Source organism: Bradyrhizobium sp. 199, from assembly GCF_023073355.1.
GTDB lineage: Bacteria > Pseudomonadota > Alphaproteobacteria > Rhizobiales > Xanthobacteraceae > Bradyrhizobium.
The window spans coordinates 587666-603182 of record NZ_JADPJI010000005.1; the positions used below are offsets into that span (position 1 = coordinate 587666).

14 protein-coding genes, 1 tRNA gene and 1 pseudogene are annotated in these 15517 nt (G+C 61.8%); 7 read left to right on the forward strand and 9 right to left on the reverse strand.

Annotation, left to right across the window (positions count from 1 at the left end):
• Positions 1-88: 88 nt before the first annotated feature.
• Genes IVB28_RS11130 through IVB28_RS11145 form a run of 4 tightly spaced genes read right to left on the reverse strand, consistent with a single transcriptional unit; the run spans position 89 to position 4450 of the window.
• Complete coding sequence (locus IVB28_RS11130) at positions 89-892, reverse strand: class I SAM-dependent methyltransferase (protein WP_247526179.1); 804 nt, start codon at positions 890-892, stop codon at positions 89-91.
• Between the two features lie 24 nt (positions 893-916).
• The gene (asnB, locus tag IVB28_RS11135) at positions 917-2818 is read right to left on the reverse strand and encodes an asparagine synthase (glutamine-hydrolyzing) (protein ID WP_247526180.1); all 1902 of its coding nucleotides are present in this window, start codon (positions 2816-2818) and stop codon (positions 917-919) included.
• Positions 2819-2840: 22 nt separating this feature from the next.
• Positions 2841-3707, reverse strand: a complete 867-nt coding sequence (locus IVB28_RS11140; protein ID WP_247526183.1) for a glycosyltransferase family 2 protein — start codon at positions 3705-3707, stop codon at positions 2841-2843.
• On the reverse strand, positions 3704-4450 hold the full coding sequence (locus IVB28_RS11145; protein WP_247526184.1) for a class I SAM-dependent methyltransferase: 747 nt from the start codon (positions 4448-4450) through the stop codon (positions 3704-3706). Before IVB28_RS11145 ends, IVB28_RS11140 begins: the two co-directional genes overlap by 4 nt.
• On the opposite strand from IVB28_RS11145, the gene IVB28_RS11150 reads away from it, so the two are divergent.
• Positions 4449-4676: a hypothetical protein gene (locus IVB28_RS11150; protein WP_247526185.1), complete on the forward strand. Its 228-nt coding sequence runs from the start codon at positions 4449-4451 to the stop codon at positions 4674-4676. The two genes, IVB28_RS11145 and IVB28_RS11150, sit on opposite strands and share 2 nt — an antisense overlap.
• Positions 4677-4766: 90 nt before the next feature.
• Here IVB28_RS11150 and IVB28_RS11155 read toward each other — a convergent pair.
• Positions 4767-4855, reverse strand: a tRNA-Leu gene (locus IVB28_RS11155).
• Between the two features lie 174 nt (positions 4856-5029).
• On the opposite strand from IVB28_RS11155, the gene IVB28_RS11160 reads away from it, so the two are divergent.
• Positions 5030-5458, forward strand: coding sequence for a twin-arginine translocation pathway signal (locus IVB28_RS11160; RefSeq protein ID WP_247526186.1), 429 nt, complete (start codon positions 5030-5032; stop codon positions 5456-5458).
• Between the two features lie 16 nt (positions 5459-5474).
• Here IVB28_RS11160 and IVB28_RS11165 read toward each other — a convergent pair whose 3' ends face one another.
• Both IVB28_RS11165 and IVB28_RS11170 read right to left on the reverse strand, forming a co-directional pair.
• Entirely contained in the window at positions 5475-6677 is a 1203-nt protein-coding gene (locus tag IVB28_RS11165) for an FAD-dependent monooxygenase (RefSeq protein ID WP_247526187.1), read from the reverse strand.
• A gap of 19 nt (positions 6678-6696) precedes the next feature.
• Complete coding sequence (locus IVB28_RS11170) at positions 6697-6942, reverse strand: zinc-finger domain-containing protein (protein ID WP_008140025.1); 246 nt, start codon at positions 6940-6942, stop codon at positions 6697-6699.
• Between the two features lie 302 nt (positions 6943-7244).
• Between IVB28_RS11170 and IVB28_RS11175 the strand changes: the two genes are divergently transcribed.
• Together IVB28_RS11175 and IVB28_RS11180 are read left to right on the forward strand one after the other, a co-directional pair.
• Positions 7245-8381, forward strand: coding sequence for a hypothetical protein (locus tag IVB28_RS11175; protein ID WP_247526188.1), 1137 nt, complete (start codon positions 7245-7247; stop codon positions 8379-8381).
• Between the two features lie 116 nt (positions 8382-8497).
• Complete coding sequence (locus tag IVB28_RS11180; RefSeq protein ID WP_247526189.1) at positions 8498-9253, forward strand: alpha/beta hydrolase; 756 nt, start codon at positions 8498-8500, stop codon at positions 9251-9253.
• A gap of 497 nt (positions 9254-9750) precedes the next feature.
• On the opposite strand, the gene IVB28_RS11185 is transcribed toward IVB28_RS11180, so the two are convergent.
• Both IVB28_RS11185 and IVB28_RS11190 read right to left on the reverse strand, forming a co-directional pair.
• Positions 9751-10122, reverse strand: coding sequence for a nuclear transport factor 2 family protein (locus IVB28_RS11185; RefSeq protein ID WP_247526190.1), 372 nt, complete (start codon positions 10120-10122; stop codon positions 9751-9753).
• Between the two features lie 404 nt (positions 10123-10526).
• On the reverse strand, positions 10527-11090 hold the full coding sequence (locus IVB28_RS11190) for an Ada metal-binding domain-containing protein (RefSeq protein WP_247526191.1): 564 nt from the start codon (positions 11088-11090) through the stop codon (positions 10527-10529).
• A 129-nt stretch (positions 11091-11219) separates the two neighbouring features.
• Here IVB28_RS11190 and IVB28_RS11195 point away from each other — a divergent pair, with 129 nt between their 5' ends.
• The 3 genes and pseudogenes from IVB28_RS11195 (at position 11220) to IVB28_RS11205 (ending at position 15257) form a co-directional block, all read left to right on the forward strand.
• The gene (locus IVB28_RS11195; RefSeq protein ID WP_247526192.1) at positions 11220-11639 is read left to right on the forward strand and encodes a nuclear transport factor 2 family protein; all 420 of its coding nucleotides are present in this window, start codon (positions 11220-11222) and stop codon (positions 11637-11639) included.
• A gap of 362 nt (positions 11640-12001) precedes the next feature.
• Positions 12002-12972: pseudogene (locus IVB28_RS11200) on the forward strand (cysteine synthase A).
• Positions 12973-13646: 674 nt separating this feature from the next.
• Positions 13647-15257, forward strand: coding sequence for a serine hydrolase (locus IVB28_RS11205; RefSeq protein WP_247526193.1), 1611 nt, complete (start codon positions 13647-13649; stop codon positions 15255-15257).
• Positions 15258-15517: the final 260 nt, after the last annotated feature.

Here is a 15517-nt window from a genome sequence, read left to right on the forward strand (position 1 = left end):
TGGAGTAAAGGCTGTTTGCGCAGGACCGGTTCCGGGAAGGGCAGGTCGTCTTGGTAAACGAAACATTGCCTCGCGGCTGGCCAGGCCGTCACGCGGGCTTGGTGCCGCACACCGTCCAGCTATAGCCGTGACGATGATAGATCTCCACATCTTCGAATCCGCCGGCTGGGAGCAACGCCTCGGCCTCTTCGCGGGTGTAGTATTTTGCGTAGGCCGGATTGAGCTGATCGTAGATCGTCAGACGCCGGACGCTGCGCGGAAATTTGGCCAGCACCGAACGCATGTAGGAGCGCATCGGGAGCGGCAACATTCGGCATAGCCCGATATAGGCCGTCAGCGCCCATTCCAGAACGTGGGATAGCGCCACAAGCAGACGGTGCGGCAACAGGACCGTAAGCCTGCGCAACGGGACCACGAGGGACAGATAGGTCTCGTTGCCCTCGTAACCGTAGAGCCAGACGATGCATCGCCCGCCGGGACGCAATGCCTCGAACGCCGCGCGAACCACGGGGATCGGCGCCGGGATGTGATGCAAGACGCCCATCGAAATCACATAGTCGAGCCCGAGATCAGGCGGCAATTGGTCGCCGGGAATCTGCAGATAGTCGATCCTGTCTTTGCGCGCGGCCGTGTTGTCCTTTAGGACCTCCATGGCGGCAGATGGCTCGACCGCGACGACGCGACCGGCTCCGGCATCCAGCAGCATGTTGACGATTCGCCCCGAGCCGCTGCCGATGTCGGCGATCGTCTTGCCCTTGAGTTCATCGATTGCAACGAGGGGACCAAGGAGGTCGGCGAGCAAAACGGCGGATCCGTAATAGCCGGGGTTGTCGCGGAACGCGCTCCATTGCTCCCCGAAATCTCTGATCGTGTCTTCCTTCAGATCGCCCATGCGTGCGTTCCCCGCCTGGTCCGCTCAGCGCGGCGCGGGGCAGGCCAGCCCCAGCAACCAGATTCCGAGGGTGAGGATCGGCCACAACGCGAATGCGTTGTCATTGCTTCGGTCAAGATGATCCTTCCACAGCTGCCGGATCGCATTCGGCTTCAGGAACGGCGCAAACACGTCGGCCTCTTGGTTGAGCACGCGCTCGCAGATCGGCCGCAGCCCGCTCCGCATCAATTGCGCGATGGGGACGTTGAAGCCGCGCTTGCGTGACCAGGCAGCTTCGCGCGGCATGCCCAGGCGCTCGGCGAGCTTGCGCAGCACGTATTTCGGCGCGCCTTTCGGCCAGGGATTGAGCAGCGAGCTGTCGATGGTGCCGGCGAGGTCCATGACACGTCGGTCCAGGATGGGAACGCGCACCTCCAGCGAATGCGCCATGCTCATCGCATCGACCTTTGACAAGACGCTTTGCAGATGGAAGCGCTGGTCGGCGATCAGGGCGCGGTCAAGCACGTTCGCGTGCGGCTCGGCGTAATATTCGGCGTATTCGGCGAATGGATCGGTCGATACCAGATCGGCCATCTCGCCGTCATAGATCTTTTTGGCCAGAAACCGGGGAACGAGGCGTCGCCATTGCAGGTGAGGGCTGCCACCGGCTTCGCCCAACCCGAGTGCAAAGCGGGCGAGTTGGGCTGCCGGCGGAAGCCGCTTCTCGTTGCCGCGCACCGACGCATAGGCGATGCGGCCGGTCAGGCCTGCGACGGAGCGCGGAACGAAGTGGCGCACGCGCTCCGCCATCATGGTTGCGGCGTAAGTCTCATATCCGCCGAAGAATTCGTCGCCGCCATCGCCGGACAGGACGACCGTGCAGTGCTGCCGGACGGCGCCCGCCAGGTGGTAGAAGCCGAGCGCGCCGGTGTCGGCGCACTGTCCGTCGAAATGGTAGACGACGGCACGCAACGCGCTCTCGGCGCCTTCGCCGGCTTCTCCGTCGATGACGTGAAGCGGCAGGCCTGCGGTCGCGGCGATCTGGCGCGCCACCGCGGTTTCGTCATGGCTCTTCTCGGTGAAGCCGGCCGTGAACAAGGGCGGCTTCAATCCGAGCCGGCCGAGCGTGAGGCTGATCAGCGAACTGTCAATTCCGCCGCTCTGCAGCACGGCGAGCGGCACGTCGCTCACCATCTGGCTCTTCACCACGGTCTCGATCGTCGATTGCAGCCGGACGACGGCTTCATCGAGGTCGCGGATCGCGGGCGCGCGCACCGGCCGCCAGAAGCGTCGCTCGGTCCGCTCGCGATCGGTGAATCCGATCATTGTACCGGGCGGGAGCTGCTTGATGTCCTGGTACAGGCTCTGTTGCGTGCCTGGATGGCCTGCGGCGAGATAGCTATGCAGTGATACCGGATCGATCCGTGCAGCGAGGTCTCCGCTCGCCGTAAGTCCCTTGATCTCGCTTGCGAACAGGACGCGGCTGCTGCTTTCGGAATAATAGAGCGGCTTGATCCCGATGCCGTCGCGCGCAAGGATCAGGCGGCCTTCCTGCCGATCCCACAGGCCAATCGCGAAAAAGCCCTCCAGGCGTTCGAACATCGCCTCGCCCCAGGCGAGGTAGGCGTAAGGCAGGATTTCGGTGTCGCAGGTGCTGCGAAACCGGACGCCGAATGATCGCTCGAGCTCGCTGCGCAATTCGCCGTCGTTGTAGATTTCGCCGTTGTAGGTGACGACGATGCGCTCCGACGCATCGAGCATCGGCTGGCGCCCGGCATCGGAGAGATCGCGGATAGCGAGCCGGCGGTGGGCGAGGCCGACAGGCCCGTCCAGCCAAGCGCTCTCGCCGTCCGGCCCGCGGTGAACCAGCGCCGCCGACATGGCCGCAACCGCGCGGCCGTCGGCGGGGCGGCCGTCACGATGAAAGATGCCCGCTATGCCGCACATCGGGTTCCCTTGCCGAGGGAGATCATGTTCGCCGATTCATGATCTGCTTCAGCAGCACCGCGAGCAGACCCATGGCGATGACGAGAATGCTGAGCAAGATCGCGCCGACGCCGAGGACGAACGCGCTGACGAGCTGCAGGATGATCCCGCCGATCAGCGAGACCAGTGCGAGAGCCATGCACATCATGGCCAGCAGCACGAAGATCTTCAGCGGGTTGTAGTAGGTGCAGGCCTCCAGCACGTATTGCAGGGTCCGGATGGAGTCTCGGAACAGGTTCACCTTGGAGCGGCCGATGCGCTCGTTGTAGTCGATGTCGATGTAGTCGACGAACTTTGCGTTCATCATATAGGCGAGTGTCAGCGACGTCGTGAAGCTGAAGAGGTCGCTGACATGCTCGAAATAGGAGATCGCGACCTGCCTGCCGAACACGCGCAGGCCGGAATTGATATCCGGAATATCGCGGTTGGCGGTGAACTCGACGATCGCCTTCAGGATGGCGCGTAGCGGCGACTTCAGTCTCGACTCGCGGTAGTTCGGCCCGGTCCTGGCGCCGACGACCATGTCGAAGCCCAGGTTGAAGCGAGCGACGAGTGCCGGAATCGCCTCCATCGGATAAGAACCGTCGGCATCGCTGATGACGATCGTATCGTACGTCGCTGCGCGAATCCCGTCCTTCAGCGAGCGGCCGTAGCCGATGTTGTGAGGATGCCTGAGCACCTTTGCCCCCGCCTGAGCGGCGAGCTCGCCGGTCCCGTCGACCGAACCGTCATCGACTATGACGATTTCATAGGGGGTGAGTTGCGCACCGTCGAGAGCCGCCTTGGCTCGATCAATGGTCTCAACAATGCCGTTGCACTCGTTGAGCGCGGGAATGACGACCGAAATCATAAGCGACGTGCAATGCAGGTGACGGATTGCCCGAAGAAGCTTCGCGAGAGCGGATCGAGCGCCCGCGACAGCGGCACGGCATATTTGTCGAACAGGGCGATCTGCCCGTTGACGGCGGCATCGTTGAGCGACTGATGACGCTTCAGGCGATTGGCGAGCCATCCGAGCCCGCCGATCGGATTGAAGTAACTGAGCCGGACCAGCTCGACCGGTTGATCGGCGAGCAGGTTGGCGAGGCGCGCCGTGGTGTAGCGGCGGCAGTGCCCCGCCAGGCGATCGAGATCGTTATAGAGCAGCATCAGGGCCGGAACGCTGATCAGCAGATGTCCTCCGGGCTTGAGCACCTGCACCAGATTGGCAATTGCGGTGGCGTCGTCCTCGATGTGCTCGAGAACGTTGATGGTGAAAACCGCGTCGACGCCTTCTGGAAACAGCGAGTTCAGCTGATCGCGGATCAGAATGTCGCAGACGGCGAACTTGCGGTCGGGCATCGCCATGGTGGCACGTTCGACGCTTTCACGGTCGTGGTCCACGCCGCAATAATCGCCGAGCTCTCCGAGCACTCTGCTGTAGAGCCCATGGCCAAACCCGACCTCGACGATGCTGCCTTTCAGGTATGGACGGAACTGGTCGACGACCCAGTTCATGTAATTCTGTGCGTCGGCGATTGCGCTCGAATACGTATCGGCCCCGACTTTCAGGCCTTCCGTCGTGGGCTGGGCGGGAAAGGAGGTTTGAGCCATGGAGCCTGCCTTGTTCGAGCCCGAGTTAGCAGCGAGCGGCGCATTTCTCAAGCAGATGTGGGGCACCATCGCCTTAAAGTTGACGGCTCTCGCTTTCGTCTGCGATGGCATCAACGTCCACCTGGCGCTGGTTCCTTTCATGGCTCACCCACCATGCGAATCCACGCAACCAACCATTGGATTGATCGAGCCGTCGCCAGCCGCGCGTGCGATGATCGCTGGCTGAACCCGGTGGTTTGACCGATGGCTCGCCGGGCTGCGCCTCATCGCTCCGGACCTGTGTCCGGAGGCTGCGGCCGCGCGGCGTCAAATCTCGTGGTGCGGGCAGCCGGGGTCGAACCGGCACAGCGCTTGCGCACCGAGGGATTTTAAGTCCCTTGCGTCTACCAATTCCGCCATGCCCGCTTGATCCAACGAGATCAAACACTTAAGTCCACTCCCGGCCGTCTGGAATTGGCGCTTTGCGCAGCGGAGGGGACGGTTCTTCCTTAAGCGAGCCGGGCTCACAAGGCAAAGCCTCAATCCGGACATCTGTTGTTGCTTTAGGCATTGTCAATCCAGTGGGGCTATTCATCTGGCATGGTTGCTTCGTGTTCCTCTTCGCCGCGCGGCTTTGGCGCGCTCCTGGCGCTGCTTGCGGCCGGCGCCGCGCTGTCCGGCTGCGCCAGCATGAGCGAGACGATCGCACCGGCCTTCGCCGATCCCGCCAAATACGAATTGTACGACTGCAAGCAGCTGGAGGGTGAGCGCAAGGCGCTCGCCAAGCGCACTGACGATTTGCGCGGGCTGATGGACAAGGCTGAGACCGGGACGGGCGGCGCGGTGGTGTCCGAACTCGCTTATCGCAACGACTATGTCGCGGTGCGCGGGCAGGCCCAATTGGCCGAGGACGCCTGGCGCCGCAACAGGTGCCGGGAGACGCCGCCAGAGGCGCCGCCGCCCGCCGCGCCATTGTCGCCGGCGCCGACCGCCAAACCCGCACCGAAGTCCGTGAAAGCGGCCCGCTGAGACCGGCGCCCGTCGATCAAGGCCGCCAGCCGTAGATCCAGTCCTGCCGCGCCAGCATGCGGTCCGGGCCGAGCGCGCGGATCGCAAGGTCCCGCGCGGTCGCGAGCGGCCCGCCGAGATGATAGATGCGGCCCTGCTGCCGCGCGGTCCGTTGCACCCGCCGTACCCGCGCTCGACGCGCGCTTCCATATTGCTTCAGCGCCGCGATGATGCCCGCGGTGCTCTCGGCGGCTTCAAGGCTCAAATGCCGGGCGAGCACGGCGGCATCCTCGATCGCCATGCCGGCGCCCTGGGCTGCAAAAGGCAGCATCGCATGCACGGAATCGCCGAGCAGCGCCACCGGACCGTTGCTCCAGGGGCAGCCGTCGGGCACGCCGAACAGCGCCCATTTCCGCCAGCTGTCGACCGTGGCGAGCATCATGCGCGCCGAGGGCGGCCAGCGTGGGCCGGCAAAGGCGTCCATCACCTCGAGAGGATCGCCAGGCGTGCTCCAGCCCGGCCTGTTCCAGGTGCCCGGCAGCACCGCGACCACGTTGATCTGGCGTCCGCCCGCGATCGGATAGGCGACGAGATGGGCATTCGGTCCCATCCAGAGCTGCACCCGGCGTGCGGTGTAGTCCTTTGGCAGTTGCGTGGCGTCGAGCGTGCCGCGCCAGGCGATCAATCCGGAGAAGCGGGGCTGCACCTCCGGAAACAGATGCTGGCGGACCGTCGACCAGATGCCGTCGGCGCCGATCAGCGCACTGGCGAGATCGCTGCGGCGGATCGTGCCGCTGCGATGGACGACCGTCAGCCCCTTGGCATGAGGCGCGACGTCTTCGAAGGTCGCGCCCAGTTTCAGGTCGATATCGGGATGATCGGCAACAGCGCCGGCCAGCGCGGATTGCAGGTCGGCGCGGTGCACCACCCAATAGGGAGCGCCGGCGCGCGCGGCGGCGGCTTCTCCCAGCGGCATGCGCAAAAGCTCGCCGCCGGCCCGTGCGCTCATGATCGAGACCGCCTCCGGGGTGACGGCGCGCAGCTTGAGGCGATCGGTAAGGCCGAGCTCGACCAGCACGCGGCTGGCATTGGGGGAGAGTTGCAGGCCGGCGCCGACTTCCTCGAGGCGCTCGGCCTTTTCCAGCACGATGATGCGGAAGCCGCGGGCTGCGAGCGCAAGCGCGGCCGTCAGTCCGCCGATGCCGGCACCGGCGATGGCAATCGTTCGGGAGAGCGCCACCCCTGACCGATGGAAGCGGTCAGGCCACCTTGTCCTTCAGCACGCATTCCGGCGGACGAGCTTCGCCTGCCTTCAGGTCGGTCGCGAAGCGGTACAGGGTCGAGCAGTAGGGGCAGATGATCTCGTTATCGTTGCCAAGGTCGAGGAAGACGTGCGGATGGTCGAACGGAGGGTTGGCGCCCACGCACATGAACTCTTGCGAGCCGATCTCGATGACGGGGACACCGGCATCGTTGTGGAAGTGCGGGACGACATGGTCGGACATCGAACTCATCCTGGAGTGGCAATGGCGGCAGACACAATCAAGAACTGACGCGGCATCTTTAAGGCGCCGCGGACCATACTGGCGGGTGCAGATGATTGCTAGTCCAGCGGAACCGAAAGCTCCGCAATTGCCCCATGCTCATTTGCTCATGCAAATTCGACACAATCTTGAGGCCTGAGAGAAGCCCTTCTTTCGTCGGGGACGTTGTGTCGCAATTTTGGCGTACTATGTCTGTGGACGAGTGCAATTGCGGCCAAAGACGACTCAATCGTCAACGATTTCAGGACCGTCCGGGTTTCCATATGAAGTGGCTGCGAATCACCACAGCGTTGACCGGTCTTGCGGCGTGCAGCTTCATGCTCGCGCAGGTAGCGCCGCACGCCCGTGAGGCCGGCGCGATCCTCGCCGCGCAGGATGATCCCGCCGTGCTCTCCGAACTGAAGCTCGATACGCTGCTGCAGCGGAATGAGCGATTGGTTCAGGACAACATCGAGGCCGCGCTCGCCGCTGATGACGCCGATCTCGCCGACAGTTTCGTGGCCTTGGCGCGCGACCGGAACATCGCCTTGCCGGACGGCCTCCTGAGCCGCGTGAGCGATGCGGTCAAGGAACAGAATTCTACCTCGCATTTCGCTAAGCGCTTTGCCACCGGCCTCGTCACCGGCAATGCCGACGACGTCGCGAGCCTTTCCGGCACCGTGGCCGGGGATCTCTTCGTGTTCGGCGACATCAGGGATGTCGTGCGGGAGGGCAAGCACCTCGCCATGGGCGAGGACACCGATCGCCTGGTGCTTGGCCTTGCGACGGCCGGCCTTGCCGTGACTGCGGCAACCTACGTGTCGGTCGGCGGCGCTGCGCCCGTGCGCGCCGGACTGTCGCTGGTCAAGGACGCCCGAAAGGTGGGGCGGCTCAGTGAGGGCCTTGTGGTATGGGCCGGACGCTCCGCGCGCGAGGTGGTCGATGCGCCGATGCTCCAGAACGCCGTGGCCAAGGGCTCCGTATTCCGCCCGAGTGAGACCGTCAGCGCGATCAAGGCCGCGTTCCGCGTCGAGAAGGCCGGTGCGCTGGTCCGGCTCGGCAAGGACGTCACGCGCGTCGCCGGTAAGACCGGCACGCGCGGAGCGATGGATACGCTGCGCATCGCTGAAGGTCCGAAGGACGTCGCGCGCGCGGCGCGGCTTGCCGAAGCGCACGGCGGCAAGACGCGCGCGATCATGAAGCTGCTGGGCCGCGGCGCGCTGCTGCTCATTGGCGGTGCGTTCGATCTGGCGCTCTGGCTCTTCGGTGCGGTACTGACGCTGTTCGGCCTTCTGTCCTCCATCAAGGCGACGAGTGAGCGCCTCACCCAGGCGTGGTGCGATCGCAGGCGGGCGCGGCGGCTTCGCCGGACGCAGATCGCTGCCGAGGCCGCGCTGGCGAACTCCGCCGCCACAGCCTGACGCGCGAAGCGTTCAGGCCGTTGTTTTGAGCATGATGTTGCCCGAAAACCGCTGCACAGCTTTCCGGATCATGCTCTAAGACCCTCCATTCCCCTCAAGACCTCACGGAACTGATGATGCCGAGCTTTCACAACGGCGCCGTTGAAATTGCCTATCTCGACGAAGGCGAGGGCGATCCGGTCCTCCTGGTGCACGGCTTCGCCTCCAGCAAGAACGTGAACTGGGTCTATCCGACCTGGGTTTCGGAGCTGCGCAAGAACGGCCGCCGCGTGATCGCGCTCGACAATCGCGGCCACGGCGAAAGCGCAAAGCTTTACGAGCCCCCGCAATATTCAATTCCCGTCATGGCCGGCGACGTTCTCGCGCTGATGGACCACCTCGCCATCCCGCAGGCCGACATCATGGGCTATTCGATGGGCGGACGGATGACAGCCTGGCTCGCGCTCAACGAGCCGCAGCGCCTGCGCTCGGCGATCCTCGGCGGCATTGGCATCGGCGGTCTGATCGAGGGCACCGGACCCGGCGAGAACGTCGCCAAGGCGCTCGAGGCGCCCGCGCTCGACGACGTCACCGATCCAGTGGGACGTACCTTCCGTGCGTTCGCCGACCAGACCCGTTCCGACCGCCGCGCGCTCGCCGCCTGCCTGCGCGGCACGCGCGAGCTGATGACGCGGGAGGAGGCTGCCCGCATCGAGGTGCCGGTGCTGATTGCGGTCGGCTCGACCGACGATGTCGCGGGATCCGCCAGCGCGCTCGGCGCGATCATCCCTCGTTCTGAAGTGCTCGACATTCCGAACCGCGACCACATGCGCGCGGTCGGCGACAAGGTCTACAAGACCGGCGTGCTGGAGTTTCTCTCACGGCGCGGCTGAGACTGTGTTGTCTGAGCGATGTTGCTGCCAAAGATCCTGAAATTCGAGTCACAACGGGGCCATGCGCTCCCTTCAGGGCATCCGTCCACTCCTTCAGGCGCAGAGATCTGGAGTCCGCTCAGGATGGTTTATGAGACGTCCGCTCGAAGCCGGTAGGAACGTCGGAAAAGGGCGAGAAGCTGACATCAACAGGATGAACCAAAGTCATCGCCGGCGGCCAACTCGTCACGCGAAATGAGCTACTGCGCCGTGCAGGCGAGGCCTCCGGTCAAAAGCTACCGTCAGGACGCCGAAACCCTCGCCGTTTCGGAGGTGCTTGTTCGATGCAGGTCTTCGGCCTGGCGACGATTTCCGCTGGCGATAGCTCCTTGAGAATTCGCTTACGTTCATTCCCAAAAATAAGAACAAGCCCGAAGAGCCGCTCACGTTCACCTTCAGGCTCACGTGTGTCCAACCTTCAAAAGTCACCGGCGCGTTTCTCTGGCTACGCGTGTCCCTCACGCATTCTCGATAGAGCCGCCCTTTGGAGCCTTATGAGGCAAGTCCCATCCGAAGTAGACTTCCACCCGGACGATCTTGCCGCCGCGCACGGTTGTGACCTCACAGTTGCGGAACTTGTGGTCTCGGGCGGCTGCCTCATAGAGGATAACTGCACGGTCTCCGTCTTCGATCGCGAGCATTTCGTCAAACGAAGTAGTTTTCTCGCTATTGGGCCAGCAGCGGCTCAGATAGGTCGCCCGATCCAGTTGATTGTCGATTGGACTGCAAAAGCGATATTCGTCCGATAGTAGTGCCTCGATCGCTGCCCGATCCTTATCGACATATGCCTTCAATCTGGCACGTGCCAGCTTGAGCGTGCTTTCCGGCATGCTGTTTCTCCTTCTAGAGTTCGATCGATCGGAACCTCGACCGCAGTCCCTGAGCGAAAAGTCAGGGTCCTTAAGTTGCACGAAGTGCTCGCCCCAATTGGCTTCACGCCGGGGCTGACCTTGGCCCTAGCCGTTTGTTGTCTCGCGCTCCGCCACCGGACGCGGTCAAGAGGGCCGTGCAAATCCTCAACCTCTGTGTCGGACGAACGAAAGTGAAATGCCGTGACGTCCTCCTTCGCGGGTCAGCCCTTGTCGGGCGCCCGGCTCAGGATAACGGCCGATGTCGGTTTTTGATCCACATTCGGACCCTTCCGCAACGTCAGCTTCGAGGTCACAAGCAGACTCATCGCAGCGCTAACGGCACGTGCGCGAAGGGGCCAGAAGCGGACTCGCGGGGCCGCACTCTAGTTTTTACCGCGGCGGCAGATCATTGACGGCGAGCGTCCATAGAGTTCGCGAAAAGCGGCGTTGAACCGGCGCACGCTGCGAAACCCGGCGCGATATGCAATCTGGGCTAACGGTTCATTCGTCTCGTCGATTAAGCGCTTGGCTCGCTGGACACGCCTGGTCTTTGCCACCTGTTGCGGACCGGCCCCGACATGCCGCTCGAACAGGCGCGCAAGGTGGCGCGAACTGACCCCAAGGCGGTTGGCGAGGCTAGCAACCGAACCGCCGTCCAACGCACCACGATCGATCAGTTTCAGAGCGCGCGCGACTGTCGAGCGCGTGCCATTCCAGGCGGCACAGAACGGCGCAGTTTCCGGACGGCAGCGAAGGCAGGGCCGGTAACCAGCAGCTTCGGCCGCTGCCGCTGTTGGATAGTAGGTCACGTTGCGGTCGAGCGGCTGCTTTACTGGACAAACTGGGCGACAATAGATTCGCGTGGTCCTCACTGCCGTGAAGAAGAGGCCGTCATAGCGCGGATCGCGTCGCAAGCGAGCGGTGTTGCATACCTCGAAGCTGAGCATGATTCATTCTATCGCAGGCTGCGGCTTCGGAACAGCCGTCGGATGATCGGGTCCGATTCCGGCCAGCCGTGTCGATGATACCTCCTTATACGGGGAGACTTAAACCCACCGAACGGCTCGAGAAGCAAAATGAAATTCACAGATCCTAAAGAGGTTGTCATCAACGCCTGGAAGACCTTCAAAACGCGTGATGCCGGGCTGATCGCAGAATTATTTACGGCGGATGCAGAATGGATAGCGCCGCCGGGAAATGCCACGGCAGTCGCTCTCAAGCACACCGACCACATGATTGGACCCGACCAGATCGCAAATTTCATTGCATTGGAAATGCATCGTCTGTTCTCGAACATCGACGTCTCGTTTCGCGGCATTCATGCGGTCGGGGACATTGTGGTGGTAGAGGAGCGCATGCGAGCCACTCTCCCGGGCGGCAAACCCTATGAAATTGACCATTGCTTCGTCTTTGTCGTTTCGGGCGACAGCATCAAGCAGGTTCGTGAATATATGGACACACGGAAAGGCTGGCAGATGATATTTGAGCGGGATTGACGATAGTTCCTGGGCATTCGCGACGGAGTCTGGCCGCTAGCACGCCCGCTATCTCCACTCTACTGGGACGGCGACCAGATCCCGCCCAAATATCGGTAGCGCAGCGAAACGACGCGATTGGTCAAAGCTGACTTCCGCGCCAACTTGTCAACGACGCGCGACAGCGGACACCGAGACAAGCATCCTGATGGACAGGGTTGGATTACGAGCTGAAACGAAACGCCGCTCAGGAATAAAACTGCCGATCGGGCGGGCCGGGCGCCCAAGTCTTTGCCTGAATCGCCTGAACTAGAGAACGGAATTGCCCGCTGAACAGCCTAAGTTGCGACAGCGAAGGTGAGCAGGCGATGAACGGCGTACGAATGGGATTTGTAGACTCCATCGGCAATACGCCATTGATCAGATTGCGAATGGCGTCGGAGGCCACAGGCTGCGAGATCTACGGCAAGGCTGAATTTCTGAATCCTGGTGGCTCGATCAAGGATCGCGCGGCGCTCGCCATGATCAATGATGCTGAGCAGAGCGGCAAACTCGCGCCGGGCGGTGTCATTGTTGAAGGCACGGCCGGAAATGTTGGCATCGGCATTGCGCTCGTGGCCAATGCACGCGGCTATCGAAGCGTGATCGTGATGCCCGACACGCAAAGTCAGGAAAAGAAGGATCTGTTGCGGTTGTGTGGTGCGGACCTGCGACTGGTCCCCGCCGTCCCCTATTCAAATCCCGGTCATTACGCTCGCTATTCCGGCCAGCTCGCCGAAGAACTCGGTGCGTTCTGGGCTAACCAGTTCGACAACGTCGCCAATCGCGAGGCCACTACCGCACGACAGGACCTGAGATTTGGGAACAAACGGGCGGCAAAATCGACGCCTTTACTTGTGCCGTCGGCAGCGGCGGGACTTTGGGCGGGGTTGCGCGAGCGCTAAAGGAGCGAAATCCAGCCGTCAGGATTGCACTCAGCGATCCCATGGGGGCTGCGCTCTACAACTGGTTCACCAAGGGCGACCTGACGACAGAAGGCGACTCGATCACTGAAGGCATAGGGCAAATGCGCGTGACAAGGAACCTGGAAGGCACGCCAATTGACGCGGCGTATCAGGTCACTGACGAGGAAGCGTTGCCCGTTCTATTCGACCTGATCGAGCATGAAGGACTCGTGCTCGGCGGGTCGAGCGCCATCAACATCGTTGGAGCCACGCGACTCGCGCGCGACCTCGGTCCGGGCAAGACCATCGTGACCATCCTCGCGGACGGCGGGGAGCGCTATCAATCCAAGCTGTTCAACCCGGATTTCCTGCGCAAGAGAAATCTGCCCACCCCACGCTGGATGCAATAGCATCGCGCCATCGGGCTGCACATCCGTGCTTTCGCAATGTCTGTTCCGGGTCTTGGCTGTGTGAAAACGCCAGGACGCTATGCGGCGCTAGGACAAGTTATTCGCTCGATACCGTCTTCGCGGTCAAACGCGCAAGCGCATTGAACTTGGAGATCGAACTGAAGAATGTAATTCTAGCCGAGTTTCGAGCTTTCGCGTTCTTACGGAGCCAGGGTCAATAGTGCCGACTTCGACCGTGGCAGTCACGCCCGCGCCGCTCCCAACTTCGGAAAATGGCGGGCGAGGTACGTAAGATCGCGAAGGGCCTAAGCAGACGGATCCGCAACGCATCTTATGGTTGTTTTTGCAGCCATTCCATACATAATTGCCGAGTGGACATTTCGCGAGTGCCGAAGGCGCTCGCGACTAGACCGAGCGGCGACCACCGTGCTGAGTGTATTGACGTGATAATGGTCAAGTGGCTCTTAACTGCGCACCAGTTTCTAACATCGCGGCACCTAAGCACTGCTTTTATGCCGGGAAGATTCTGATCGTCAATTGAGGAAACGGTTATGCTCACTAGGATTCTTACGGTGGGTTTTGCGGCGCTGTGTCTTTCGACACCTACTGTCGTCGGCGCTCAATCGGACTCCTCGTCCTCCGCGATATCAAGCAACGGACTCAGAGAGCGTGCCGTGGATCAGCTATTCGCTCGATGGGCTGAACCGAATTCACCGGGCGCAGTCATCGCTGTCCTTCAAGATGGCAAGATCATGTACAGCCAGGGTTACGGCGCAGCCAATCTGGAGCATGGTGTGCCCAACACGCCAGCAACCGTATTCCACCTAGCATCGGTCTCCAAGCAGTTCACTGCCTTCGCGATTTATCAGCTCGCTTACGAAGGAAAACTGTCTCTGGATGACGACGTTCGCAAATATGTGCCGAGGTTACACGACTTCGGCACTCCGATAACAATTCGCCAATTGCTTCATCACACCAGCGGAGTCCGAGACCAGTGGAATCTTCTGGCGCTCGCGGGTTGGCGGCTAGATGACGAGATCACGGAGGATGATGTCGCGCACCTGCTGTTTCAACAAACCGACTTGAACTTCGCACCCGGCGATCAGTTTCTCTACAGCAACAGCGGCTACACGCTACTCGCGATGGTAGTGAAGCAAGTATCAGGCAAAACCCTGCCCGGGTTCGCGAAGGAGCGCATCTTCGACCCTCTCGGTATGTCTCATACACACTTCCAGGACAAATATGGCAGGGTGGTCAAGGACCGGGCCTATTCCTACGCGCGGCAGCCGGACGGCAGATACCAATACATTGCGCTGACCTATTCGACAGTCGGACCGTCAAGCCTGTTTTCAACGGTCGGCGATCTGGCACACTGGGATGAGAACTTCTACACCGGAGAAGTCGGCGGCCTGGCGCTGCTCGCCGAAATGCAGCAGAAGGGCAAACTCAACAACGGCAAGGATATCAATTACGCGTCGGGCCTCTCCATCGGAAGATATCGCGGGCTCAGGACGGTTGAGCATGCCGGCGGCGATGCCGCATACCGGACCAATATTCTCAGATTTCCAGACCAGCATTTCTCGGTCGTGGTACTGGCAAACGCGGGAGATCTTAACCCCACAGCGCTCTCGTTCCGGATCGCTGACATTTATCTCAAGGAGTTGCTCAAGCCTGCGCCTGAGAAGCCCTCTCTTGAAGACAAGCCGGAGGTCACTGTCGACCCCAAACTCCTCGATGCCTACGTGGGCGACTATGAACTCAGACCGGGATTCATCATTTCGATCAGCAAAGATAATGACCATCTCGTCACGCGCGCGACCGGCCAGCCATCATTTCCAATGTACGCGGTCTCTGACACCGCTTTCCGCCTGAGGGTGGTTCCCGCCGAAGTTGTCTTCGACGCAGTCGCGCAAGGCGGAACGGCTCAGAACGCGGTCCTGCACCAAAACGGCGCCAATCTTCCTCTGAAGCGGATCACCATCACCAAGCCTGCAGCAGACCGGCTTAAAGCGTACGAGGGTCACTATTACAGCGCAGAACTTGGCGTCATCTATGACGTGTTCGTTCAGAAGACCGTGCTGATGGTGCATTACCCGCGAGGAGCACTTGATCTACGGGCTGTCGGGGCTGATGCGTTCACGACGGGCTTTCCGATCGGAAATCTGAAGTTCGCCTGCACAGACGATGGCAAGTGCAACACGTTGTTGATCGATGCCGGCCGCGTCAAGCAGTTGCGATTCGACAAGATCTCGCTCGATCCGATCGGCTCGAAGTCGTCGCAATGATCTACGAATGCGCTGCCCGGAATGCGGGCAGGAAACGCGTGCTTGGGCCGGGATCGGAGTGGCCCGCCCGACAGCACACGTCCGCCGGGGGGTGGCAAACCATGGTAGCGCTCAATTGCGCAAGCGCTTTCATCTTAGACGACGAGCTGAAGAATGTATTTCTAGCCGAATTTCGATCCTTCGCGTTTTTACACGGCCAGGGTCACGAGCAGACGTGCAAGCGGGCCCTCGAGAGCGCCTGGAGTCCGCCAAGGGCTGTT

Excerpts from the sequence above, each read along its gene's own strand:
- asnB (WP_247526180.1), bottom strand. The coding sequence starts at position 2,818 with ATGTGCGGCATAGCGGGCATCTTTCATCGTGACGGCCGCCCCGCCGAC.
- IVB28_RS11175 (WP_247526188.1), top strand. The coding sequence starts at position 7,245 with ATGAAGTGGCTGCGAATCACCACAGCGTTGACCGGTCTTGCGGCGTGC.
- IVB28_RS11160 (WP_247526186.1), top strand. The coding sequence starts at position 5,030 with ATGGTTGCTTCGTGTTCCTCTTCGCCGCGCGGCTTTGGCGCGCTCCTG.
- IVB28_RS11150 (WP_247526185.1), top strand. The coding sequence starts at position 4,449 with ATGGAGCCTGCCTTGTTCGAGCCCGAGTTAGCAGCGAGCGGCGCATTT.
- IVB28_RS11190 (WP_247526191.1), bottom strand. The coding sequence starts at position 11,090 with ATGCTCAGCTTCGAGGTATGCAACACCGCTCGCTTGCGACGCGATCCG.
- IVB28_RS11170 (WP_008140025.1), bottom strand. The coding sequence starts at position 6,942 with ATGTCCGACCATGTCGTCCCGCACTTCCACAACGATGCCGGTGTCCCC.
- IVB28_RS11195 (WP_247526192.1), top strand. The coding sequence starts at position 11,220 with ATGAAATTCACAGATCCTAAAGAGGTTGTCATCAACGCCTGGAAGACC.
- IVB28_RS11140 (WP_247526183.1), bottom strand. The coding sequence starts at position 3,707 with ATGATTTCGGTCGTCATTCCCGCGCTCAACGAGTGCAACGGCATTGTT.
- IVB28_RS11145 (WP_247526184.1), bottom strand. The coding sequence starts at position 4,450 with ATGGCTCAAACCTCCTTTCCCGCCCAGCCCACGACGGAAGGCCTGAAA.
- IVB28_RS11180 (WP_247526189.1), top strand. The coding sequence starts at position 8,498 with ATGCCGAGCTTTCACAACGGCGCCGTTGAAATTGCCTATCTCGACGAA.
- IVB28_RS11185 (WP_247526190.1), bottom strand. The coding sequence starts at position 10,122 with ATGCCGGAAAGCACGCTCAAGCTGGCACGTGCCAGATTGAAGGCATAT.
- IVB28_RS11130 (WP_247526179.1), bottom strand. The coding sequence starts at position 892 with ATGGGCGATCTGAAGGAAGACACGATCAGAGATTTCGGGGAGCAATGG.